The organism is Acidipropionibacterium virtanenii, assembly GCF_003325455.1.
GTDB lineage: Bacteria > Actinomycetota > Actinomycetes > Propionibacteriales > Propionibacteriaceae > Acidipropionibacterium > Acidipropionibacterium virtanenii.
The window spans coordinates 1339772-1362682 of record NZ_CP025198.1 but is presented as its reverse complement, the minus strand read 5'-3'; the positions used below and the strand labels follow the sequence as shown (position 1 = coordinate 1362682).

Below are 22911 nucleotides of genomic sequence, written 5' to 3'. Positions count from 1 at the left end.
GGGTTCAGGACTCCTTGTAGGGAATGGGGTTGGCGACGTCGACGAGAACGTCGTCGCCGTCGATGGTCACGGGATATACGGGAATCGGCTCGGTGGCCGGCAGGTTGGTGGGGGCTCCGGTGCGCAGGTCGAACATGGACCCGTGCATGTAGCACTCGATGGCGCAGTCCTCGATCTCGCCCTCGCACATCGGGACGTCGGCGTGGCTGCACCAGGCGCCGATCGCGTAGGTTTGTCCCTCGGTGCGCACCAGCACGATGTCGGTGAGTCCGTCGACGTCGTCGAACTGGACGGGGGTGTCGTCCTCCAGCTCGTCGACCGTCGTCACCTTCACCGCCGCCATCAGTTCTCCGGCAGTTCGGTCTTGGCGCCCAGGGTCTCGCGCAGCTCGTCCTCGATGAGGTGCATGAGCTCGGTGCTGATCTCCTCGACGCCGATCCGGCGCACGATGTCGGTGAAGAAGCCGTGGACGACCAGGCGCCTGGCCTCCTCCTCCTCGATGCCGCGCGACTGCAGGTAGAACAGCTGCTCGGCGTCGAAGCGGCCGGTGGAGGCCGAGTGGCCCGCGCCGCGGATGTTGCCGGTCTGGATCTCCAGGTTCGGCACCGCGTCGGCCCGGCAGCCCTCGGTGAGGACCAGGTTCTTGTTCGACTCGTAGGTGTCGATCCCCTCGGCCACCGGGCGGATGAGCACATCGCCGATCCACACCGAGTGGGCGTCCTGACCCTGCAGACAACCGCGGAAGTCCACCCGGGAGTTGGTCCGGGGGGCGTTGTGGTCGACGAAGAGCCGGTGCTCGATGTGCTGGCCGGCGTCGGCGAAGTAGACGCCGAGCTGGTTGAGATCGGCGCCGGGGCCCTGGTAGGAGGCCGCCTGGGAGATCCTCACGGCCTTGCCGCCGAAGGTGGCCTGGGCGGTGCGCACGGTGGTGTCGCGGCCCAGCTCGAAGGCGATCTGCGCGCCGTGGACGGCGTCGTCGGCCCACTCGTGGAGGAAGACGATCGTCACCTCCGCGCCGTCGCCGATCCGGAAGGTCCAGTTCTCGCCGAGATTGGCCGAGCCCTTGTAGCGCACCACGATGGTGGCGCGGGCGAAGGCGCCGATGGCCACCACGACGTTCTGGAAGGCCGATTCCTCGACGCCGGTGCCGGTGAGGTCGATGTCGACGGGCGCGTCCAGCTCGGCCTCGGCCGGGATGTCGATGCGCCGCGACGGATGGGTGTCGTTGGCCGCGGCGATCGCCGAGAGGCGATCCTGCGGGATCTCGGCCAGGCCGCGCATGGCGTCACCGGACAGCTCGGACACGACGACCTGCTCGGGGGCCCGGACCGCCCACTCGATGGCGGCCTTCGTCGTCCCCTCCGTCAGGAGCGGCTTGAACTGCTTGACCGGGGTGAAGCGCCAGATCTCCTCGCGGCCGGTGGGCATCGGGTGATCGGCGACGTCCCAGGAGGGCATGGGATGCAGGTGCGACTCCACATCCCCCTCGATGGTGACGTTGTGACCCTTCTCGGGGGCCTGGACGGGTGCGCTCAACGCAGTGCTCTCTTTCTTGAGGATTGTCGGTGATGTGGTGATCGGCGTCTCAGCCGACCGCACCCTCCATCTGGATCTCGATGAGCCGGTTGAGCTCCAGGGCGTACTCCATCGGGAGCTCCTTGGCGATCGGCTCGACGAATCCGCGCACGATCATGCCCATCGCCTCCTCCTCGGTGAGGCCGCGCTGCATGAGGTAGAACAGCTGGTCCTCACTCACCTTGGAGACGGTGGCCTCGTGGGCCATCGACACCTCGTCGGTGCGGATGTCGTTGTAGGGGTAGGTGTCCGAGCGGGAGATGTCGTCGACCAGCAGGGCGTCGCATCGCACCGAGGAGGCCGAGTGGTGGGCGTTCTTCCCCACCTCGACCAGGCCGCGGTAGGCCGAGCGGCCGCCGCCCTGGGAGATCGACTTCGAGACGATCGTCGAGGACGTGTACGGCGCGTTGTGGACCATCTTGGCGCCGGTGTCCTGATGCTGTCCCTCGGCGGCGAAGGCCACCGAGAGGGCCTCGCCCTTGGCGTGCTCGCCCATCAGGTAGCAGGCCGGGTACTTCATGTTGGACTTGGAGCCGATGTTGCCGTCGATCCACTCCATCGTGCCGCCCTCCTCGACGTAGGCACGCTGGGTGACGAGGTTGTACACGTTGTTCGACCAGTTCTGGATGGTCGTGTAGCGGCATCGGGCGTTCTTCTTGACGATGATCTCCACAACGGCCGCGTGCAGCGAGTCCGACTTGTAGATCGGGGCGGTGCAGCCCTCGACGTAGTGCACGTAGGCGCCCTCGTCGACGATGATCAGAGTCCGCTCGAACTGACCGAGGTTCTCGGTGTTCATCCGGAAGTAGGCCTGCAGCGGGATGGTGCAGTGGACGCCCTTCGGGACGTAGATGAAGGAGCCGCCCGACCACACCGCGGAGTTCAGTGCGGCGAACTTGTTGTCACCGACCGGGATGGTCGAGGCGAAGTACTCCTTGAACAGCTCCGGCTGCTCCCGCAGCGCGGTGTCGGTGTCGAGGAAGATGACGCCCTGCTTGCCGAGCTCCTCGTTGATCTTGTGGTAGACCACCTCGGACTCGTACTGGGCGGCCACGCCGGCCACCAGGCGGTCCTTCTCGGCCTCGGGGATGCCGAGCCGATCGTAGGTGTTCTTGATGTCGGCGGGCAGATCCTCCCAGGACTGGGCCTGCTGCTCCTGGGCGCGCACGAAGTACTTGATCTGGTCGAAGTCGATGCTGTCGAGGTTGACGCCCCAGGCGGGCATCGGCTTCTTCTGGAACTGGCGCAGGGCCTTGAGGCGCAGCTTGAGCATCCACTCGGGCTCGTGCTTCATCGCCGAGATGCCGCGCACCACGTCCTCGGAGAGGCCGCGCTGGGAGGCGGCGGCGTAGGCGTCGGAGTCGTGCCAGCCGTACTTGTACCCGGTCAGGGCGGCCAGGTGCTCATCCTGGGTCACCCCGGTGCCCGGCAGCGGTGCGGGCGCGGCCTCCTCGTCCCGGATGATGGTGGGGTTCTCGACCTGGGTCATATCTGGGCCTTTCGGGTTCGTGATCTGAGGTTCATGGGTGACGCCGTGGCGGTCTCAGCCGACCGTCGACGTGCTCGGGGGATCGGCGGCGATGCGTCTTCGGGTGATCTCCACATCCACCGGGACGTGGGTGGTGCACACCCCGTCGCCGTGGGCGATGGTCGCCAGCCGCTGCACATTGGACCCGAGCAGTTCGGAGAACAGCCGGGTCTCGACGTCGCAGAGCTCTGGGAAGACCTTGGCCACCTCGGCGACCGGGCAGTTGTGCTGGCAGATCTGCTGACCCGCCGGCCCGGGCTCGATGGTGGCGACGTAGCCGCCGGCCGAGAGACACTCGGCCAGCGTCTGGGCCGGGTCCTGGGCGGGCCTGGCTGCCCGCATTCCCCGGTAGCGCTCCTCGATGTCGTCGACGCGGGCCTGGGCGACCTTCGCCAGGGCATCGGGGCCGGCCGCCGCGGCCAACTGCTTGAGCGCGGTGATGGCCAGCTCGTCGTAGGCCGTGTAGTAGTCGGCCCGACCGGCGTCGGTGAGGAAGAACACCCGCGAGGGGCGTCCCCTTCCGCGCGGCCCGAACACCCGCTCCTCACGGCTGGCCACCTGGCCGTTTTCACTCAGGGCCGACAGGTGGCGCCGCACGGCGGCGGGTGTCAGGCCGAGGCGCTCGGCGAGATCGCCGGCCGTCGAAGGCCCGTGATGAAGGATCGACGACATGACGCGGTCGCGCGTGGTGCCGTCTGCGGGCTCTTCGAAGCGAGCCTCGGCCGCAGCGCGGCCCTCGCCGCGCCCACGGGAGGTGTCACTCGAATTTTTCACAACTCCATTGTTTCCAAATGTTGCCGCGATGCAAGTAAGGCGACCCTTCCTCGGGACGGGCATCCCCCGAAGTGGGGCCACTGTGGACATCCATGAAAGATTTTGCAAGAATCAGAACCGGTTGCAAGAGCTTCCACATCCAGTGGTGGAGGAGCCTCCGCACCGCGCGCTCGACGATGGCCGTCGAACGCATCAGCGAAAGGTACTGACTACCCATGACCGACATCGCGCGTCGCTCACTGCTGCTCTCGGGACTGGGGCTGGGAGCCCTTGGCGTGCTCTCCGCCTGCGGCGGATCGGACTCCAGCAGCTCGTCCACCCCCGCCGCCTCGGGATCCGCCGGGGCCGGAACCATCACCATCTGGGTCGACTCCGACCGTGCGCCCGTCCTCAAGAGCGTCGCCGCCCAGTTCAAGAAGGACGTCGGCGTCACCGTGAACCTGGTGGTCAAGGACAACTCCAAGATCGTCCCCGACTTCATCACCCAGGTGCCCACCGGCAAGGGGCCCGACGCCATCATCTGCGCCCACGACCGCCTCGGCACCCTGGTCAAGAACGGCGTCGTCGCCCCTCTGGAGCTCGGCGACACCACCGACCAGTACCAGGACATCGCCATCAAGGCCTTCACCTATCAGGACAAGATCTACGGCGTCCCCTACTCGACCGAGAACCTGGCCCTGATCCGCAACACCAAGCTGGCCCCCTCGGCGGTCACCAGCTGGGACGCCATGATCGCCGCCGGCCGCAAGTCCGGGGCGAAGTACCCCGTCCTGGTCGGCATGGACTCGGTGCAGGCCGCCAGCCCGTACAACCTGTACCCCTTCCAGGCCTCCTTCAACGCCCCCGTCTTCAAGATCGGCGCCGACGGAGCCTATGACGGCACGACGCTGGGCATGGGGGACGCCGCGGGCGCCTCCTTCGCCACCTGGCTGGCCGCCCAGCAGAAGGCCAAGACGCTCAACATCAACATCTCCAACGACATCGCGAAGACCTCCTTCGTGTCGGGACAGAGCCCCTTCTTCATCTCCGGGCCCTGGAATCTGGCCGACATCAAGGCCAAGAACATCCCCTACGCCATCGAGGCGATCCCGGCCGCCGGCCCCCAGGCCGCGACCCCCTTCGTCGGCGTCCAGGGATTCGCGATGAGCTCCAAGTCGAAGAACACCGTCGCCACCCAGAAGCTCATCGTCGAGTACATCGGCAACGCCGACATCCAGTACAAGCTCTTCGAGGCCGGGCAGCGCCCGCCGGCCAACAAGGAGGCCTTCGAGAAGGCGAAGTCGGACAAGGACGTCGCCGCCTACGGAGCCGTCGGCGCCAAGGGCGTCCCGATGCCGGCCGTGCCGGCCATGGACTCGGTGTGGACCGACTGGGGCAATGCCGAGGCCGCCATCCTGTCGGGCAAGTCCGCCGATCCGGCGGCCGCCTGGCAGAAGATGGTCACCGGCCTGCAGGCCAAGATCAAGTGACCCACTGATCACCTCCCCCGGGGCCCGGCGCACCGGGCCCCGGGGGAGACCTCGGCTCTCACAATCGCAGCTCTCACAGACGACAGGCTGGAAATGACGAAGGAAGAGTTCACGCCCCCCGCGCAACGGGAGGAGCGCGTCCACCGGGCACAGGTCAGGTTCTCGGGCGGGGCATGGTCCTGGGTGATCAAGATCGTGCTGCTGGGGGGCTTCGACGCCCTCATGGTGCTGGGCCTGCTGGCCGCCGTGGCCAAGGCGTCCTGGGTGATCGTGGCCGTCATCGCGATCGGCACTCTGGCGGTCAACCTCATCTACCTGCCGCCCAACCGGGAGCTGCCCGGCAAGTACCTGGCGCCGGGCGTCGCCTTCATGCTCATCTTCTCGGTGAGCGTGATGCTGTACACGGTCTACGTCGGGTTCACCAACTACGGCGACGGCCACAACGGCTCCAAGGCCGACGCCGTCCTGGCCATCCAGCAGAACAACCAGGCCCGGGTGCCGGACTCGGCCACCTACAAGGCGGCCGTCGCCACGAAGAACGGCGGCGGGGACGAGCTGTGGCTCATCGTCGTGGACCCGAAGACCGGGCAGGCCCGCGCCGGGAACAACGACACCCCGCTGCAGGACGCCTCCGGCGTCACCACCTCCTCGCTGGGCGCCATCACCGGGGCCGACGGCTACACGGTGCTGGATTTCGCGGCCGTCTCGGCCCGCTCCTCGGAGGTCTCGAAACTCGCGGTGCCGCTCAGCGACAAGGGCGCCGACGGGTTCCTGCACACCACCACCGGATCCCAGGCCTACGTCTACCGGTCCACGATGACCTACGACGAGAAGGCCGACACCTTCACCGACACCGCCGGGACCGTCTACCGCGACTCCGGCCAGGGATCCTTCGTCTCCTCCGAGGGCAGGACCATCCAGCCCGGCTGGAAGGTCAACGTCGGGTTCTCCAACTTCACCGCGGCGATCACGAACTCCCAGGTGCGCGGGCCCTTCCTCAAGGTCCTGGTGTGGACCTTCGTCTTCGCCATCGGGTCGGTGGTCAGCTGCTTCGCCCTGGGCCTGATCCTCGCCCTCATCTTCAACGACTCCCGGCTGCGGGGCAGGCGCTGGTTCCGGCTCGTGATGATCCTGCCCTACGCCTTCCCCGCCACCATGATGACGATGGTGTGGTCGGGCCTGTTCAACCAGGACTTCGGGTTCATCAACCAGGTGCTGCTCGGCGGGCTGCAGGTCCCCTGGCTCAACGACGGCACCTGGGCCAAGGTGGCGATCCTGGTGGTCAACCTGTGGCTCGGATTCCCCTACCAGTTCCTGGTCGCGACCGGGGCCCTCCAGTCCCTCCCCGACGACGTCAACGAGGCCGCCGAGGTGGACGGCGCGTCGGGGTGGAGCGCCTTCTGGTACATCAAGTTCCCGCTGCTGATGGTCTCCCTGGCCCCACTGCTCATCAGCACCTTCGCGTTCAACTTCAACAACTTCAATCTCATCTACATGCTGACCCGCGGCGGCCCGCGGTTCACCGACACGAGTCTGGACGTCGGCTCCACCGACATCCTCATCTCGATGGTCTACAAGGTCGCCTTCGGCGACCAGGGCCGCCAGTACGGCCTCGGATCCGCCTTCGCGATCCTCATCTTCATCATCGTGGGAGTCATCTCCTGGATCGGCTTCCGCCAGACCCGGGCGCTGGAGGACATCAACTGACATGAGTACCGCAGCACTGAACCCGCCCAAGGGCGCGCCCCGACAGTCACGATCCCGCGGCCCCCGCGGCCGAGGGCTCTGGTGGCGCTACGTCGTCGCCGTGGTGGCGTGCGTCTTCGCCGTCTTCCCGATCCTCTACGTCCTCTCGGCCTCACTGAACCCGTCGGGCACCATGACCGGCTCCAACTCGCTGTTCACCACCTTCTCGGGGTCCAACTACGTCAAGCTGTTCACCGACTCCGAGCGCCCCTACGGCCGCTGGTACCTCAACACCACCCTGCTGGCGGTCGGTGTGTCCCTGCTGACGGTGCTGTTCTCGGCGCTGGCCGCCTACGCGTTCTCGCGGCTGCGCTTCCACGGACGCCGCGGCGGCCTGCTGAGCCTGATGCTCATCCAGATGTTCCCGCAGATGCTGGCCGTGACCGCCATCTTCCTGCTGCTGTCGAACCTGGGGGATGTGGTGCCGGTGCTCGGCATCGGATCCCTGCTGGCGCTTGCGGCGGTCTACCTCGGCGGCGCCCTGGGGGCGAACACCTACCTCATGTACGGATTCTTCAACTCCGTACCGCGGGCCCTGGACGAGGCGGCGCAGATCGACGGGGCCGGCCACGCCCGGACCTTCTTCACCATCATCCTGCCGCTGGTGATCCCCACCCTGGCGGTGGTGGGGCTGCTGAGCTTCATCAACACCTTCAACGAGTACGTCGTGGCCTCGGTGGTGGTCGGCAACGACCCCGCCACCCAGACCCTGGCCCTGGGCCTGTACCAGTACGTCTCCGAGCAGACCAACTCCAACTGGCCGGTCTTCGCCGCCGGCACCGTGCTGGCCTGTCTGCCCCCTCTCATCGTGTTCTTCTGGCTTCAGAAGTACCTGGTCTCCGGCCTCACCTCGGGCTCGGTGAAGTGACATGGAGGGCCCCACACTGGCCGACATCGCCGAGCAGGCGGGGGTGAGTCAGGCCACCGTCTCCAGGGTGCTCAACGACAAACCCGGCGTCTCCGAGGCCACCCGCCAGGCCGTGCTCACCGCCCTGGACGTGCTCGGCTACGTGCGCCCCGCCCATCTGCGGCCGATCACGACCGGGATGATCGGGCTCATCGTGCCCGAACTGGTCAACCCGATCTTCGCGGCCTACGCCCAGGCCGTGGAGACCGACACCGCCAGGGCCGGATTCGCCACCCTGGTCTGCACCCAGGCACCCGGCGGGATGCGCGAGGACCAGTACTTCGAGGTGCTCCGCTCCCGCCAGGCCGCCGGGATCATCGTCGTGTCGGGATCCCACGCCGACACCACCGCCGACCTGTCCACCTACCGCACCCTCATCGACGTCGGCCTGCCGATCGTCCTGATCAACGGCTTCGTCCCCGGGCTGGAGGCCCCCTTCATCTCCGACGACGACGCCTCGGCGATGGACCAGGCCGTCGATCACCTGGCCACCCTGGGCCACCGGCGGATCGGACTGGCCCTGGGGCCGGCGCGCTACGTACCGGTCCGGCGCAAGGAGGCCGGCTTCCGGGCCGCGATGATCCGGCGCTTCGGGACCGACGAGGGGATCCGCGTCGCCTACTCCATCTACTCCGCCACCGGGGGCGGCCAGGCCGCCGCAGACCTGCTGGGCGAGGGGGTCACCGCGATCATCTGCGCCTCCGACATCATGGCCATGGGCGCGATCCGCTCAATCCGCGCCCACGGGCTGTCAGTGCCCGATGACGTCTCGGTGATCGGATGCGACGACTCCCCGGTCTCGCGCTACTGGGATCCCGGCGTCACCTCCGTGCGACAGAACGTCGACCTCATCGCCTCGATGGCGGTGTCGACCCTCGTCGGACAGATTCACGGAGAGTCCGCCCAGACCGGGGAGCGTCTCGTGAGACCGGATCTGGTGATCCGCTCGACCACCGGGCCGGCCCGCTCCTGAGCGCGGCTCCGCTCACCGCGCTGCGCGTGTCGACATCAAAATTGTGATCTTGCGCACATCCGAGCCTTCTGGCGGTGACAACGCCATTCAGTCGTCATAGCGTGACCCTCACGGGTCTCGGATCCCACGACGACGTGCCGGTCACCACGACGGTGTTCCGGGAGGCCCCTGAACGAGAGTGCTCGAGGAAGAGAACAAATCGTGAATGTCAGGCAAGACACGACAGGCGTCCCCATCGGGACGCGCCCGTCGGCCCGCCGCATGCTCTGGGCCGCCCTCGGCGGAACGGCCCTGCTCGGACTGGCCGGGTGCGGCGGCTCCGGATCGGCCGGCGGCCATGATGTGGGCGGAGAGGCCAACATCAAGCTGCCGCCCCTCGACGAGATGGTGGGGGGGATCTCCGGCACCACCCTGTTGTGGATCGGCCTGGTCGTCTGTCTGCTCGGTCTGGGATTCGGGCTGCTGAGCTACTCCAAGCTCCACAAGCTGCCGGTGCACAGCTCCATGAAGGAGGTCTCGGAGACCATCTACGAGACCTGCAAGACCTACCTCAAGCAGCAGGGCAAGTTCCTCATGGTGCTGTGGGTCTTCATCGCGGCGATCATCCTCATCTACTTCCAGTTCCTGCAGCACATGGGCGCGAAGGTGCTCATCATCCTGCTGTTCAGCCTGGTCGGCATGGCCGGCTCCTTCGGGGTCGCCTGGTACGGCATCCGGGTCAACACCTTCGCCAACTCCCGGACCGCCCACGCCTCGCTGCGCGGCAGGCCCTACGAGTGCTTCGACATCCCGATGCGCTCCGGCATGAGCGTCGGCATGGTGCTCATCTCGGTCGAGCTGTTCATGATGCTGTTCATCATGCTGATCCTGCCCGGCGACGTCGCCGGCCCCTGCTTCATCGGCTTCGCGATCGGCGAGTCCCTGGGCGCCGCCTGCCTGCGGATCGCCGGCGGCATCTTCACCAAGATCGCCGACGTCGGCGCGGACCTCATGAAGATCGCCTTCCACATCAAGGAGGACGACGCCCGCAACCCCGGCGTCATCGCCGACTGCACCGGTGACAACGCCGGCGACTCGGTCGGCCCGTCGGCGGACGGCTTCGAGACCTACGGCGTCACCGGCGTCGCCCTCATCACCTTCCTCACCCTGGCCATCCCGAACTCCTCCGAGCAGGTCAAGCTGCTGGTGTGGATCTTCGTGGTGCGCGTCGTGATGCTCATCGCCTCGTTCGTCTCCTACCTCATCAACACCGCCCTCGCCAAGGCGCGCTTCGGCAACGCCAAGGCCTTCGACTTCGAGAAGCCGCTGAGCTCCCTGGTGTGGATCACCTCGGTGATGTCGATCCTGCTCACCGTCATCACCACCTGGTGGATGCTCGGCGACATGGGTGACGGCATGTGGTGGAAGCTGTCGGTCATCATCTCCTGCGGAACTCTTGCCGGGGCGCTGATCCCCGAACTCGTCAAGGCCTTCACCTCCACCAAGTCGCGGCACGTCCGCGAGGTGGTCACCAGCGCCAAGGAGGGCGGCGCGTCCCTGGACATCCTCTCGGGTCTGGTCGCCGGCAACTTCTCCGGGTTCTGGCTGGGCATCGTGATCGTGGCCCTGATGGGGGGCGCCTTCCTGGTCTCCAGCACCGGACTGGGCGACATGGGTGCGATGTCGAGCGTCAAGTGGGCGGTCTTCGCCTTCGGCCTGGTGGCCTTCGGCTTCCTCGGGATGGGTGCGGTCACCATCGCTGTGGACTCCTACGGTCCGGTCACCGACAACGCCCAGAGCGTCTACGAACTGTCCACCATCGAGGAGATCGACGGCATCTCCGAGGAGATCGAGAAGGACTTCGGCTTCACCCCGGACTGGGCCGTGGCCAAGCACTTCCTGGAGGAGCAGGACGGTGCCGGCAACACCTTCAAGGCCACCGCGAAACCGGTGCTCATCGGCACCGCCGTGGTCGGCGCCACCACGATGATCTTCTCGATCATCATGGCCCTGACCAACGGCCTGGCGGAGACCGCCGAGGTGACCAAGCTCGGCCTGACCCATGCCCCCTTCCTGCTGGGCCTGATCACCGGAGGGGCCATCATCTACTGGTTCTCCGGAGCCTCCATGCAGGCCGTCACGACCGGCGCCTACCGGGCCGTCGAGTTCATCAAGTCCAACATCGAGCTCAGCGACGAAGCCACCAAGGCGTCGATCGAGGACTCCAAGAAGGTGGTGCAGATCTGCACCGAGTACGCCCAGAAGGGCATGCTCAACATCTTCCTGGGGATCTTCTTCTTCGCCCTGGCCTTCGCCTTCCTCGATCCCTACTTCTTCGTCGGCTACCTCATCTCGATCGCCGTCTTCGGGCTCTACCAGGCCATCTTCATGGCGAACGCCGGCGGCGCCTGGGACAACGCCAAGAAGATCGTCGAGGTGGACCTGGATGCCGGCGGTACCCCCCTGCACGACGCCTCGGTGGTCGGCGACACGGTGGGCGACCCGTTCAAGGACACCTCTTCGGTGGCCCTGAACCCGGTGATCAAGTTCACCACCCTGTTCGGCCTGCTGGCCGTGGAGCTGGCGGTGTCCATCGGAACCGGTGTGGTGACCCACATCATGGCCGCGGTGTTCTTCGTGGTGGCCGCCTACTTCGTGTACCGCTCCTTCTACGGCATGCGCATCCACTCCGGAGACTCCGACGGACTCGAGGATCCGGACCAGGACCTCACAGCCCCGGCCGCCGCGGCCGCCGGACTGCCGTCGATTCCCGCCCCTGCGGCATCGCCGGACTCCCCGGACAGCCCGTCATCACCCACCTCACCCGAGGCAGTGGCGCGGGCCACGCACCGGGCGGGCACCGCCTGAGCGGCCCCCGCGGACACAACGCAAGGCACGGCCCGTCCTGTTCACAGGGCGGGCCGTACACTGTCGCTCGTGCCCGAAGCCGAACCCCTCGTCATCGAGGATCTGCATGTCTCATTCGGTGCCGTCACAGCCCTGGACGGTCTCACCCTCACCGCGAACCACGGCGAGGTGACGGCCGTCCTGGGACCCAACGGCGCCGGCAAGACCACCATGATGCGCTGCTGCACCGGACTCGTCCGCCCCGACTCCGGATCGGTCAGCGTCATGGGGCACTCTCCCGGCTCTCCCGAGGCCGCCGAGGCCACTGGGCTCATGCCGCAGAGCGCCGGAGCGTGGAGCGGCATCCGGGCCGGCGAGCTGCTGCATTACATGGCGGGGCTGCACGCCGACCCTATAGACCCCGGGACGCTCATCGAGGCGCTGGGGATCCGTCCCTTCGCCCGGACGACCTACCGTCGCCTGTCGGGCGGCCAGCAGCAGAGTGTCAACCTGGCCGCAGCGCTCATCGGACGCCCCCGGCTCGTCTTCCTCGACGAGCCCACCGCCGGGATGGACCCGCACGCCCGCCACCACACCTGGGACGTCGTCGAACAGCTGCGTCACGACGGGGTGTCGGTGGTGCTCACCACCCATGCCATGGACGAGGCCGCCCGGCTGGCCGATCACATCTGGATCGTCGACCGGGGGAAGGTCGCCATCTCCGGGAGCGTCGCCGCGCTCACCGCCGAGGCGGATCTCGAGGCGGTCTTCCTGGCACACACCAGCGACACGGGAGAACGAGGCTGAGATCATGACCGCACTTGATCTTCATCCGGCCCCGCACGCCGCCCCGGCGGCCACGCGGATCCGCAACCACGGGCTCACCGAGGCGAAACTGGTGATGCGCAACGGCGAGCAGATCGTGCTGGCCCTGGTGATCCCGATCGCGATCCTGGTCGGCGGGCGGTTCCTCGGGGATCGCGTCGACCTGCCGATGTCGATGCTCGCCCCCTCGGTGCTCGCCCTGGCGATCTGGTCGACGTGCTTCACATCGCAGGCCATCATGACCGGGTTCGAACGACGCTACGGCGTCCTGGAACGGTTGTGCGCCACACCGCTGGGACGCGGCGGCCTGCTGGCCGGCAAGGCGCTGGCCTACTCCCTCATCTCCCTGGCCCAGGTGATCCTGCTGGCGGTCGTCGCCCTGATCCTGGGCTGGCGCCCGGTCGGATCGGCTCTGGCCTGGTTGCCGATGCTGGCGTCGGTGCTGCTGGCGATGGCGGCCTTCTCGCTCTTCGCCCTGTCCTTGGCGGGCTCGCTGCGGGCCGAGGCGACCCTGGGCCTGGCGAATCTGCTCTACCTGGTCGGGCTGGCCGCCGGGGCCGTCGTCTGGCCGCTACGCGACTACCCCGACGCTGTACGGCCGATCGTCGCCGTCCTTCCCACCACGGCCCTGGGGGAGTCCCTGAGGGCCTGGGGCGGTGGGCAGACGCTGTGGTGGCCGGTGCTGAGCCTGGTTCTGTGGGCCGCCGCCATGGCCCTCCTCGCGCGGAAAGTGTTCAAATGGGTGTCCTGAGTTCCGCGGTCTCCAGCCGCACCGCCCTGTACCGGTGGTCGATGGCCACCCTGGCGGGCAACATGATCCTGGTGGTGACCGGCGCCGTGGTGCGGCTCACCGGGTCGGGACTCGGCTGCCCCACCTGGCCGCACTGCGCCGCGGGCTCCTTCGTGCCCCACTCCTCGATGGGCATCCACTCGGTGATCGAGTTCGGCAATCGGCTGCTCACCTTCGTCCTCGTCATTCTCTCGGTGATGCTGGTGATCACCGCCACCCTCACGAGGGCCTCCGGGCGGGTGCGCTCCCTGGCCTGGGTGGTGCTGGTCTCGATACCGCTGCAGGCGGTGGTCGGCGGGCTCACCGTACTCAGCGATCTCAACCCCTTCGTGGTGGCCCTGCACCTGTTGCTGTCGGTGGCGATCATCCTGGTCGCCGTCAAGATCGTCTGGCTGGTGGGGCGCCGTCCCAGCGCCGAGGTGGACTCCATGACGATGGGTGCGGTGCGCGGCACCGTGGCCCTCATGGCGATCGTGATGTGGCTCGGGACGGTGGTCACCGGATCGGGGCCCAACGCCGGTGACTCCGGGGCCCACCGCACCGGCTTCGCCATCGAGACGGTCGCCCGGCTGCACGGCATCTCGGTGTGGCTGACCATCGGGCTGACCGTCATCTGCCTGCTGCTGGGGGTGATGCACAAGGCGGGCCCGCTGCGGCGCTGGGCCCTGATCCTGCTCATCGTCGAGTTCGCCCAGGGAGCCGTGGGATACGCCCAGTACTTCGCCCACCTCGACCCCTGGCTGGTGGCCCTCCACATGGTCGGCGTCGCTGCGGCATCCATGGCGGTGGGGGCCCTGTGGTCCAGCGTGAGGCCCCTGAGGACACCGGACCTCAGCCGGTAGTTCCAGGCTCAGGGAAGCAGGGGGTCGATGGCCACCGCCAGGAAGACCAGCGACAGGTAGGTGTTCGACCAGTGGAACAGCCGCATCGGCTTGAGCTGGGCGTCGCGCAGGCCGGCCCGGGCGCGGCGCAGCAGCTGCACCGCCTCCCACATGAAGATCGCCCCGGCCACCACGCACACCGCCGGGTAGAGCCAGTTCATCTGCGCCACCGGCCACAGCACCAGCGAGGTGAGCACGGCCACCACCGTGTAGACGAGGATCTGGGTGGCCACCGCCGGGGCGTCGCGCACCACCGGCAGCATCGGCACTCCCCCGGCCGCGTAGTCCTCCCTGTAGCGCAGACCCAGCGCCCAGGTGTGCGGCGGGGTCCAGAAGAAGACCAGCAGGAAGAGCACCAGCGGCTCCCAGCCCACCCGGCCGGTCACCGCCGTCCAGCCGATCAGAGGGGGGAAGCAGCCTGCGATCCCGCCCCAGATGGTGTTCTGCCAGGTCCGCCGCTTGAGCAGCAGGGAGTAGATGAAGACATAGAACAGATTCGCCGCCAGAGCCAGGCCGGCAGACAGCCAGTTAGCCCCGAGTCCCAGGATCAGGGTGGCCGCCACCCCGATGAGGATTCCGAAGACCAGGGCGTTGCGCGGCGCCACGGTGTGGCGCGGCAGCGGGCGGCGCCGGGTGCGTCGCATCTTCTCGTCGATGTCGGCGTCGATGACGCAGTTGAAGGTGTTGGCGCTGCCGGCGGCCAGATATCCGCCGATCAGGGTCGCCAGGGCCAGCCGCCAGTCCGGCAGGCCCCGGGAGGCCAGGAACATCACCGGAAGAGTCGAGACGAGCAGCAGCTCGATCACCCGGGGCTTGGTGAGCGCCAGATAGGCGTCGAAGCGGGCCTTGAAGGTCGTCATCGAGGCCGGCCCGGACGCCGCGGCATCGGTGCTCAGCGTCTTCGGTGCTCTCATCGAACTCGTGGTGTCGTGGGTCACGGTGTCCTTCACATGCCTGGGGGCCCGCCGTCGTGCCGGCGCAGGGCTACCCCGCAGCAGACTCTCAGCGTTGGGCCCGAGTCTAGGCATCCGGCCCCATCCCGGCTATCCGATCGGCGAGCCTATCGCGGAAGGCGAAGCGCCCTCCTGCGCTGGCCGACTAGCCTAGGGACGTCGACCCCGGCACCCCGTGAGTGCATGACCGGCCCCGGGCCCGAATACTGGAAGGACAACGCGTGAGCATGCTCGACACAGGTCCGGCCCGACGCCAGCAGCGCGGCCGCAATCCCCTGCGTGATCCCCTCGACCGGCGTCTGCCCCGAGTGGCCGGACCCTGCGTCCTGGTGCTCTTCGGCGTCACCGGCGACCTGTCCCGCAAGAAGCTCATGCCGGCCGTCTACGACCTCGCCAACCGCGGACTGCTGCCCCCGGGTTTCGGCCTGGTCGGTTTCGCCCGTCGCGACTGGGAGGACGAGGATTTCGCCAAGGTGGTGCATGACGCCGTCGCCGAGCACGCCCGCACCCCCTTCCGCGAAGAAGTCTGGCAGCAGCTGCTGGAGGGCATCCGCTTCGTGCGCGGCGAGTTCGACGACGGCGCCGCCTTCGACCGTCTCGCCGACACCATCCGCGATCTCGACGAGGAACGGGGCACCGGCGGCAATCACGCCTTCTACCTCTCGATCCCCCCGAAATCCTTCGAGAAGGTCATCGCCCAGCTCAAGGGCCACGGCATGGCCGTCCAGGACTCCCGGCACTGGAACCGAGTCGTCATCGAGAAGCCCTTCGGCCACAATCTGGAGAGCGCCCGCCAGCTCGACGCGATGCTCTCGGAGGCCTTCTCCCCCGACGCGGTCTTCCGGATCGACCACTACCTGGGCAAGGAGACCGTCCAGAACGTCATGGCGCTGAGATTCGCCAATCAGATCTTCGAGCCCATCTGGAACCGCAACTACGTCTCCCACGTGCAGATCACGATGGCCGAGGACATCGGCATCGCCGGGCGCGCCGGCTACTACGACGGCATCGGTGCCGCCCGCGACGTCATCCAGAACCATCTGCTGCAGTTGCTCGCGCTCACCGCGATGGAGGAGCCCACCAAGTTCGAGGCCGAGGAGCTGCGCACCGAGAAGAAGAAGGTCCTCGCGGCGCTCACCCTGCCCGATGACCTGGACGCCCACACCGCCCGCGGCCAGTACACGGCCGGCTGGCAGGGCGGCGAGCGGGCGCCCGGCTATCTCGAGGAGGACGGCGTCGCCCCCGACTCCACCACCGAGACCTACGCCGCGATCAGGCTCGGCGTCGACAACCGCCGCTGGGCCGGCGTCCCCTTCTACCTGCGCACCGCCAAGCGGATGCCCCGGCGCGTCACCGAGGTGGCGCTGAACTTCCGGCGCGCCCCGCACCTGCCCTTCCACGACACCCAGTCGCTGGGCTCCAACGCCCTGGTGCTGCGGATCCAGCCGAATGAAGGGGTCACGCTGCGCTTCGGCGCGAAGGTGCCGGGCACCCAGAACTCGGTGCGCGACGTCACCATGGACTTCGGCTACGGGTCCTCCTTCACCGAGTCCAGCCCGGAGGCCTATGAGCGTCTCATCCTCGACGTCCTGCTCGGCGATCCCCCGCTCTTCCCCCAGCATGAGGAGGTCGAGCTGGCCTGGAAGATCCTGGACCCCGTCCTCGACCACTGGGCGGACTCCCCCATCCCCCCCGAGGGCTATCCGTCGGGCACCTGGGGCCCGGCCTCCGGTCGCGAGATGTTGGCCCGGGACGGCTTCGAGTGGCGCCGGCCCTGATTCCGGCAGGAAGGAACTCCCTCATGATCGTCACCCTCAACGACACCACCGCCGGAAAGATCGTCTCGGCCCTCATCGAGGCCCATCGCGGCGTCGGGGGCAGCTCGGCGCTGGTCCACACCCTCATCACCATCTGCGACTCGGCGCACTACGACTCGGTCCTGTCCGACGCCGTGGAGGCCGCCCGCGAGCACCCCGCCCGGGTCCTGATGGTCGTCCACACACGGGGACGCTCCAGCAAGCTCGACGCCGAGATCCAGGCCGGGGAGACCACTCCCGGCGACGTCATCGTGCTGCGGATGTCCGGCGAGATCGCCGCTCACCCCGACTCGGTCGTCCTGCCGCTGCTGCTGCCCGACTCCCCGGTCATCGCCTGGTGGCCCCACAACGCCCCCGACGACATGGCCGACGACCTCATCGGGCGGTTCGCCACCCGAAGGATCTCCGACTCTGCCTCGGCCCCCGACCCGTGCGCGGCGCTGCGGCGCCGGGCCGAACACATGTCTGCCGGCGACTCCGACCTGTGCTGGGCGAGAATCACCAGGTGGCGCGCCCTGGCCGCCGCCGCCCTGGACCAGCATCCCGGCCTGGTGCACTCCGCACGGGTGGAGGCCGACCCGCACAACGGGCCGACCTCCCTGCTCACCGCCTGGCTGGCCGAGCGGCTGGGCGTCCCGGTTGAGCGCCGCGACGCCGAGGGCCCCGGTGGGATCGTCTCGCTGTCGCTGACGACCGCCGCCGGCGATATCGAGATCCGCCGCACCGACGGCCGGTCCGCCGTCTACCGCATCCCCGGGGAACCCGCCCGAGGAGTCGCCCTGGAGCGCCGCAGCATCGCCGAGGCGATGGCCGAGGAGCTGCGCCGCCTCGACCCCGACCCGGTGCAGGGCGAGGCGATGGAGGCCTTGGCGCGGGGCCTTGGCCAGGGAAGGCCCGGTCACCATCCCTCCCGTGCCGGGAAGACGTCGCCGAAGGACGACGCCGAGGACACCTCCGGCGACGCCGCCTCCAAGCCGGAGGAGCCCGCCCGATGACCGCGCCCCGCGTGATGCGCTACCAGTCCGGCGACGACCTCGCCGAGGGGGTCGCACACCGTCTTGCCCATGAGATCGTCCGCCTTCAGGGCCGGCGGCCACGGGTGGACCTGTGCCTGACCGGCGGCCGGATCGCCAATCGGATCTACTCCGCCCTGGCCGCGGCCCCCGAGGGCGACCAGGTGGATCCCTCCCAGCTGCACGTCTGGTGGGGGGACGACCGCTTCGTACCCGCCGGGGACCCCGACCGCAACTCCCTGCAGTCCCTGCTCCAGCTGTCCAAGGCCTTCCACCTCGACCCGGCCAACACCCACGTGATGCCCGCCGCCGACGGCAAGGCCGATCCCGACGAGGCCGCCTACTCCTATGCCCAGGAGATCGGCGACACGATCTTCGACATCTGCCTGCTGGGGATGGGCCCCGACGGCCACGTCGCCTCCCTGTTCCCCGGCCACCCCTCCTTCGTGCCCGACACCAGCCAGATCGCGGTCGGCATCACCGAGGCCCCGAAGCCGCCGCCCGAACGGATCTCGGTGACCCTTCCGGTCATCAACCGGTCCAGGCGGGTGTGGTTCCTGGTCAGCGGCGCCGAGAAGGCCGACGCCGTGCAGAGGGTCTTCGCGGGCGACCGCACGCTGCCCGCCACACTGGTCCACGGCACCGAGGAGACCTGCTGGATGACGGACCCGGACGCCTCGGCGGGCCTTCCCCGCTACAACTGCGTCCTGTGAAAGGCCGCGCGCCGTGACCCCATGGGTAGCATGACCCCGAGACGAAACCGAGCTGAAGAGGATCAGATGAGTCAGTCGAAGCAGTCCCGGCGAGAGGCGCTGCGCGCCCAGCAGGAGGCCGAGATCAGGGCCGCCAAGCGCAAGAAGCTGATCGCCGTCATCGCCGGCGTCGTCGTGGTGGTGGTCGCCGTCGTCGCGATCGTCGTCGCGGTGACTCACCGCAGCGGATCCGACTCGGCCACCGGCGCCCAGGTGACCCCGCCCAGCGCCGACAAGGACTCCGGCACCTACACCGTCAATTCCTCGACCGCCAAGAAGGGCGTGCCGACTCTGACTCTGTACGAGGACTACCAGTGCCCGGGCTGCAAGTCGGCCGAGGACACCTACGGCCCCTCCATCCGGTCGCTGGCCAGGAGTGGGGACATCAAGCTGCAGTACCGCACCCTCACCTTCCTCGACGACAACATGCGCAACGACTCCTCCTACAAGGCCGCGATGGCTGCGGCCAGCGCCGACATGGTGGGCGAGCTCGAGGCCTACCACGACGTCATCTACAAGAACCAGCCCGCTCAGGAGGGCACCGGCTACACCGACGAGCAGCTGCGGGTGACCTTCCCGAAGGAGGCCGGCATCACCGGCGACAAGCTCACCAAGTTCCAGAAGTACTACGACGACAAGGCCACCTCGGATTTCGTCAAGAATGCTGCCAAGAAGGGCCTGGAACACGGGACGAGTCTGGATCCCAATCTGTCGACCCCGTTCTTCACCGTCAACGGCAAGAAGTACACCGACTGGCAGAACATCTCCTCGCCCACGGCCGAGACCCTGCTCGCCTCCATCAAGGCGGCCGCCGGCCAGTGACGCAGGCCCTGGGCGGGCGTCGTTTCGCGTGCGCGCGAGCGCTCTCCTAGAATGACGAGACATGACCTCTGAAGATCTGCACCCCACCGCCGACGAGCCCCCCGTGGCGCGCGGCGTCGTCCCCGAGAAACCGGCTCTGGAGGGCCTGGAGGCGAAGTGGGGAAAGGTCTGGGAGGACGAGCAGCTCTACGCCTTCAACGTCTCCCAGGTGGACTCGCGCGAAGCGGTGTTCTCGATCGACACCCCTCCGCCGACCGTCTCCGGCCACCTGCATCCCGGCCACGTGTTCTCCTACACCCACACCGACATCGTCGCCCGCTACCAGCGGATGCGCGGCAAGAAGGTGTTCTACCCGATGGGCTGGGACGACAACGGCCTGCCCACCGAGCGCAGGGTGCAGAACTTCTACGGGGTGCGCTGCGACCCGACGCTGCCCTACGACCCGGACTTCCAGCCCCCGGCCAAGCCCGACCCGAAGCATCAGGTCTCCATCAGCCGGCGCAACTTCGTGGAGCTGTGCGTCACCCTCACCCGGGTCGACGAGCAGGCCTTCCAGGACCTGTGGCGCTCGGTCGGGCTCTCTGTGGACTGGAATCAGCTCTACAGCACCATTTCCCCGGAGTCCCAGCGAATCGCCCAGCTGGCCTTCCTGCGCAACCTGTCGCGCGGCGAGGCCTACATGAGTGACGCCCCCACCCTGTGGGACGTCACCTTCCAGACCGCCGTCGCCCAGGCCGAGCTGGAGGCGCGTGACTATCCAGGCTCCTACCACCGGCTCGGCTTCCACCGCACCGACGGTCAGGGCGACGTCTTCATCGAGACCACCCGCCCCGAGCTGCTGGCCGCCTGCTGCGCCCTCATCGCCCATCCCGACGACGACCGCTACAAGGACCTCTTCGGCACCACCGTCACCACCCCGCTCTACGGCGTGGAGATCCCGGTGCTGGCCCACCCGGCGGCCGAGATGGACAAGGGCGCCGGCATCGCCATGTGCTGCACCTTCGGCGACCTCACCGACGTCGCCTGGTGGCGCGAGCTGTCGCTGCCCACCCGCACAGTGATCGGGCGCGACGGCCGGATCCTGGCCGAGACCCCCGAGTGGATCGTCAACAAGAATGCCTTCGAGACCATCGCCGGCAGGACGGTGTTCACGGCCCGCAAACTCGTCGTCGAGGCCCTGCAGGCCTCCGGCGAGATGGAGGGCGATCCGAAGCCCACCGAGCGCAAGGCCAACTTCTACGAGAAGGGCGACAAGCCCCTGGAGATCATCGGCACCCGCCAGTGGTACATCGCCAACGGCGGGCGCGACGAGAAGCTGCGCGACCGCCTGCTGGAGCGCGGCCGCGAGCTCGAGTGGGTGCCCGAGCACATGCGCCACCGCTACGAGAACTGGGTGGAGGGCCTCAACGGCGACTGGCTCATCTCCCGCCAGCGCTTCTTCGGCGTCCCCTTCCCCGTCTGGTATCCGCTGGACGCCGACGGCGAGCCCGATTACGACCACCCGATCGTGCCCGCCGAGGAGCAGCTTCCGGTCGACCCCGCATCCCAGGCACCCCAGGGCTTCGAGGAGTCCCAGCGCGGGCAGGCCGGCGGGTTCATGGCCGATCCGGATGTGATGGACACCTGGGCCACATCCTCGCTGACCCCGCAGATCGTCACCGGCTGGGAGCGCGACGCCGACCTGTTCGCCAAGACCTTCCCGATGGACTTCGCCCCCGAGGCCCACGACATCATCCGCACCTGGGTGTTCTCCCGGATCGTGCGGGCCCATCTGGAGAACGGCGTCCTGCCGTGGAGGCGGGCGGCCATCTCCGGGTTCGTCACCGACCCCGACCGCAAGAAGATGAGCAAGTCCAAGGGCAACACGGTGGTGCCCACCGAGATCATCGACCAGTTCGGGGCCGATGCCGTGCGCTGGCGGGCCGCGATGGCCCGTCCCGGCATGGACTCCCCCTTCGACAAGGCCCAGATGAAGGTGGGCCGTCGTCTGGCGATGAAGATCCTCAATGCCTCGAAGTTCGTGCTCGGTTTCGGCAGCGGCGGTGAGGTGACCGATGTCATCGCCCCCGTCGATCTGGCGATGCTGGCCGGGCTGCACGAGGTGGTGGTGGAGGCCTCGAAGGCCTTCGAGGAGTTCAACTACACGGCAGCCCTGGAGGCCGCCGAGCAGTTCTTCTGGACCTTCTGCGATGACTATCTGGAGCTGGTCAAGGAGCGCGCCTACGACTCCGAGGGAGCCGACGCCGCCGGGGCCACCAGTGCCCGCACGGCGCTGCGGCTGGCTCTGGACACCCTGCTCCGGCTCTTCGCCCCCTTCCTGCCCTTCGTCACCGAGGAGGTGTGGAGCTGGTGGCAGATCGGTTCGGTGCACACCACCATGTGGCCGCTGGCCGAGGAACTGCCGAAGGCCGGCGACACCGAGCTGCTGGACGACGTGTCTGCCGCTCTGGTGGAACTGCGCGGAGTGAAGTCGACCCACAAGATGCCGATGCGCACCCCGATCGTCTCGGCCACCGTCACCGCCGGGGGGCCTGTGATCGAGCATCTACGGGCCGTGGAGTCCGACCTGCGCAATGTGGCCCGGATCACCGGGGACCTGACCTACCGCGAGGGTGAGGCGGACCTGTCGGTGGAGGCCGAGCTCGGGGAACCCCCGGCGAAGAAGAAGTGATCAGCTGATCGCGGCGATCAGCTGCTCCAGCTCCGCGGGCCCGCTCACCAGGATGGTGGGCGGGCCCGCCGGATCCTGCGCCCAGCCGCGCATGGTGCGCCTCTTGCGGGCGAAGGAGCTGAAGTGCCACACGATGATGGAATCTCGGCCGAACTGCTGGCGCAGGGTCTCCCGGTTCCCGTTGCAGATCAGCCGACCGTCGCGCACCCTGGTCGCGGTGCGCCGGAGCAGCCGGGCCAATGACAGCCAGCGCGGGTAGTCCAGGCCGATGATCACCTCGGCGCGGGGCAGGATCTCGTCGCGGAATGCCCCGTAGGAGGAATCCAGGATCCAGCGGTCGCCGGACGCGACGCGCGCGGCGATGCGGCGCATCTCCTCGGGCGGCCTGTTCGTCCAGACGGCCTGCGATGCGGGCAGGAAGCCGATCTCCTCGTCGGCCAGATGCACCGGCAGATCGAGGATCTGCCCGATCCGGGCTGCCGCGGTGGACTTCCCGGCTCCGGTGGCGCCGTGGATGAGAACCCTGGTGGCGTGCGTGAGGTCTTCTGCTGTGGCGATCGGCACGGCGCCCATCGTGTCACTTCGCGAA

Annotated in this window: 19 protein-coding genes; 13 read left to right on the top strand and 6 right to left on the bottom strand. The window is 68.2% G+C overall.

The features are described from left to right. Positions 1–4: 4 nt before the first annotated feature. The 4 genes from JS278_RS06225 to JS278_RS06210 are packed head-to-tail and all read right to left on the bottom strand — an operon-like array spanning position 5 to position 3877. The gene (locus JS278_RS06225) at positions 5–343 is read right to left on the bottom strand and encodes a Rieske (2Fe-2S) protein (RefSeq protein WP_015070932.1); all 339 of its coding nucleotides are present in this window, start codon (positions 341–343) and stop codon (positions 5–7) included. Then, positions 343–1599, bottom strand: a complete 1257-nt coding sequence (locus JS278_RS06220) for a SufB/SufD family protein (RefSeq protein WP_425451475.1) — start codon at positions 1597–1599, stop codon at positions 343–345. The genes JS278_RS06225 and JS278_RS06220 overlap by 1 nt, the downstream gene beginning before the upstream one ends. Then, the gene (sufB, locus tag JS278_RS06215) at positions 1586–3064 is read right to left on the bottom strand and encodes a Fe-S cluster assembly protein SufB (protein ID WP_245935220.1); all 1479 of its coding nucleotides are present in this window, start codon (positions 3062–3064) and stop codon (positions 1586–1588) included. The genes JS278_RS06220 and sufB overlap by 14 nt, the downstream gene beginning before the upstream one ends. A 54-nt stretch (positions 3065–3118) precedes the next feature. Then, a complete protein-coding gene (locus JS278_RS06210; protein ID WP_114044420.1) occupies positions 3119–3877 on the bottom strand; it encodes a helix-turn-helix transcriptional regulator in 759 nt (252 codons plus the stop codon). Positions 3878–4236: 359 nt separating this feature from the next. Between JS278_RS06210 and JS278_RS06205 the strand changes: the two genes are divergently transcribed. The 8 genes from JS278_RS06205 (at position 4237) to JS278_RS06170 (ending at position 14255) form a co-directional block, all read left to right on the top strand. Beyond that, the gene (locus JS278_RS06205; protein WP_181833886.1) at positions 4237–5346 is read left to right on the top strand and encodes a sugar ABC transporter substrate-binding protein; all 1110 of its coding nucleotides are present in this window, start codon (positions 4237–4239) and stop codon (positions 5344–5346) included. A gap of 93 nt (positions 5347–5439) precedes the next feature. Then, the gene (locus tag JS278_RS06200; RefSeq protein ID WP_114044418.1) at positions 5440–7053 is read left to right on the top strand and encodes an ABC transporter permease subunit; all 1614 of its coding nucleotides are present in this window, start codon (positions 5440–5442) and stop codon (positions 7051–7053) included. A 1-nt stretch (position 7054) separates the two neighbouring features. Further along, complete coding sequence (locus JS278_RS06195) at positions 7055–7960, top strand: sugar ABC transporter permease (protein WP_015070939.1); 906 nt, start codon at positions 7055–7057, stop codon at positions 7958–7960. A gap of 1 nt (position 7961) precedes the next feature. Next, the gene (locus tag JS278_RS06190; protein WP_114044417.1) at positions 7962–8972 is read left to right on the top strand and encodes a LacI family DNA-binding transcriptional regulator; all 1011 of its coding nucleotides are present in this window, start codon (positions 7962–7964) and stop codon (positions 8970–8972) included. Between the two features lie 261 nt (positions 8973–9233). Then, entirely contained in the window at positions 9234–11819 is a 2586-nt protein-coding gene (locus JS278_RS06185) for a sodium-translocating pyrophosphatase (RefSeq protein ID WP_425451495.1), read from the top strand. Between the two features lie 60 nt (positions 11820–11879). After that, positions 11880–12605 (top strand): ABC transporter ATP-binding protein, encoded by a 726-nt coding sequence (locus tag JS278_RS06180; RefSeq protein WP_114044416.1) that lies wholly within the window; start codon positions 11880–11882, stop codon positions 12603–12605. Positions 12606–12609: 4 nt separating this feature from the next. Next, entirely contained in the window at positions 12610–13374 is a 765-nt protein-coding gene (locus JS278_RS06175; RefSeq protein ID WP_114044415.1) for an ABC transporter permease, read from the top strand. Then, the gene (locus tag JS278_RS06170; RefSeq protein ID WP_114044414.1) at positions 13362–14255 is read left to right on the top strand and encodes a COX15/CtaA family protein; all 894 of its coding nucleotides are present in this window, start codon (positions 13362–13364) and stop codon (positions 14253–14255) included. The genes JS278_RS06175 and JS278_RS06170 overlap by 13 nt, the downstream gene beginning before the upstream one ends. An 8-nt stretch (positions 14256–14263) precedes the next feature. On the opposite strand, the gene JS278_RS06165 is transcribed toward JS278_RS06170, so the two are convergent. Beyond that, positions 14264–15232, bottom strand: a complete 969-nt coding sequence (locus JS278_RS06165) for a heme o synthase (RefSeq protein ID WP_245935219.1) — start codon at positions 15230–15232, stop codon at positions 14264–14266. A 386-nt stretch (positions 15233–15618) separates the two neighbouring features. Here JS278_RS06165 and zwf point away from each other — a divergent pair, with 386 nt between their 5' ends. The 5 genes from zwf to valS all read left to right on the top strand — a co-directional run bounded on the left by zwf (position 15619) and on the right by valS (position 22322). Continuing rightward, positions 15619–17025 (top strand): glucose-6-phosphate dehydrogenase, encoded by a 1407-nt coding sequence (gene zwf, locus JS278_RS06160; RefSeq protein ID WP_245935283.1) that lies wholly within the window; start codon positions 15619–15621, stop codon positions 17023–17025. A 23-nt stretch (positions 17026–17048) separates the two neighbouring features. Then, positions 17049–18059, top strand: coding sequence for a glucose-6-phosphate dehydrogenase assembly protein OpcA (locus tag JS278_RS06155; protein WP_245935218.1), 1011 nt, complete (start codon positions 17049–17051; stop codon positions 18057–18059). Continuing rightward, the gene (pgl, locus tag JS278_RS06150) at positions 18056–18790 is read left to right on the top strand and encodes a 6-phosphogluconolactonase (RefSeq protein ID WP_114044412.1); all 735 of its coding nucleotides are present in this window, start codon (positions 18056–18058) and stop codon (positions 18788–18790) included. The genes JS278_RS06155 and pgl overlap by 4 nt, the downstream gene beginning before the upstream one ends. Before the next feature lie 66 nt (positions 18791–18856). Next, positions 18857–19651, top strand: coding sequence for a DsbA family protein (locus JS278_RS06145; protein WP_114044411.1), 795 nt, complete (start codon positions 18857–18859; stop codon positions 19649–19651). A 61-nt stretch (positions 19652–19712) separates the two neighbouring features. Further along, positions 19713–22322, top strand: a complete 2610-nt coding sequence (gene valS / locus JS278_RS06140; RefSeq protein ID WP_114044410.1) for a valine--tRNA ligase — start codon at positions 19713–19715, stop codon at positions 22320–22322. Here the strand turns inward: valS and JS278_RS06135 are convergent, their stop codons facing one another. Continuing rightward, the gene (locus JS278_RS06135) at positions 22323–22895 is read right to left on the bottom strand and encodes a P-loop NTPase family protein (protein ID WP_114044409.1); all 573 of its coding nucleotides are present in this window, start codon (positions 22893–22895) and stop codon (positions 22323–22325) included. It abuts the gene before it with no gap. Positions 22896–22911 lie beyond the last annotated feature (16 nt).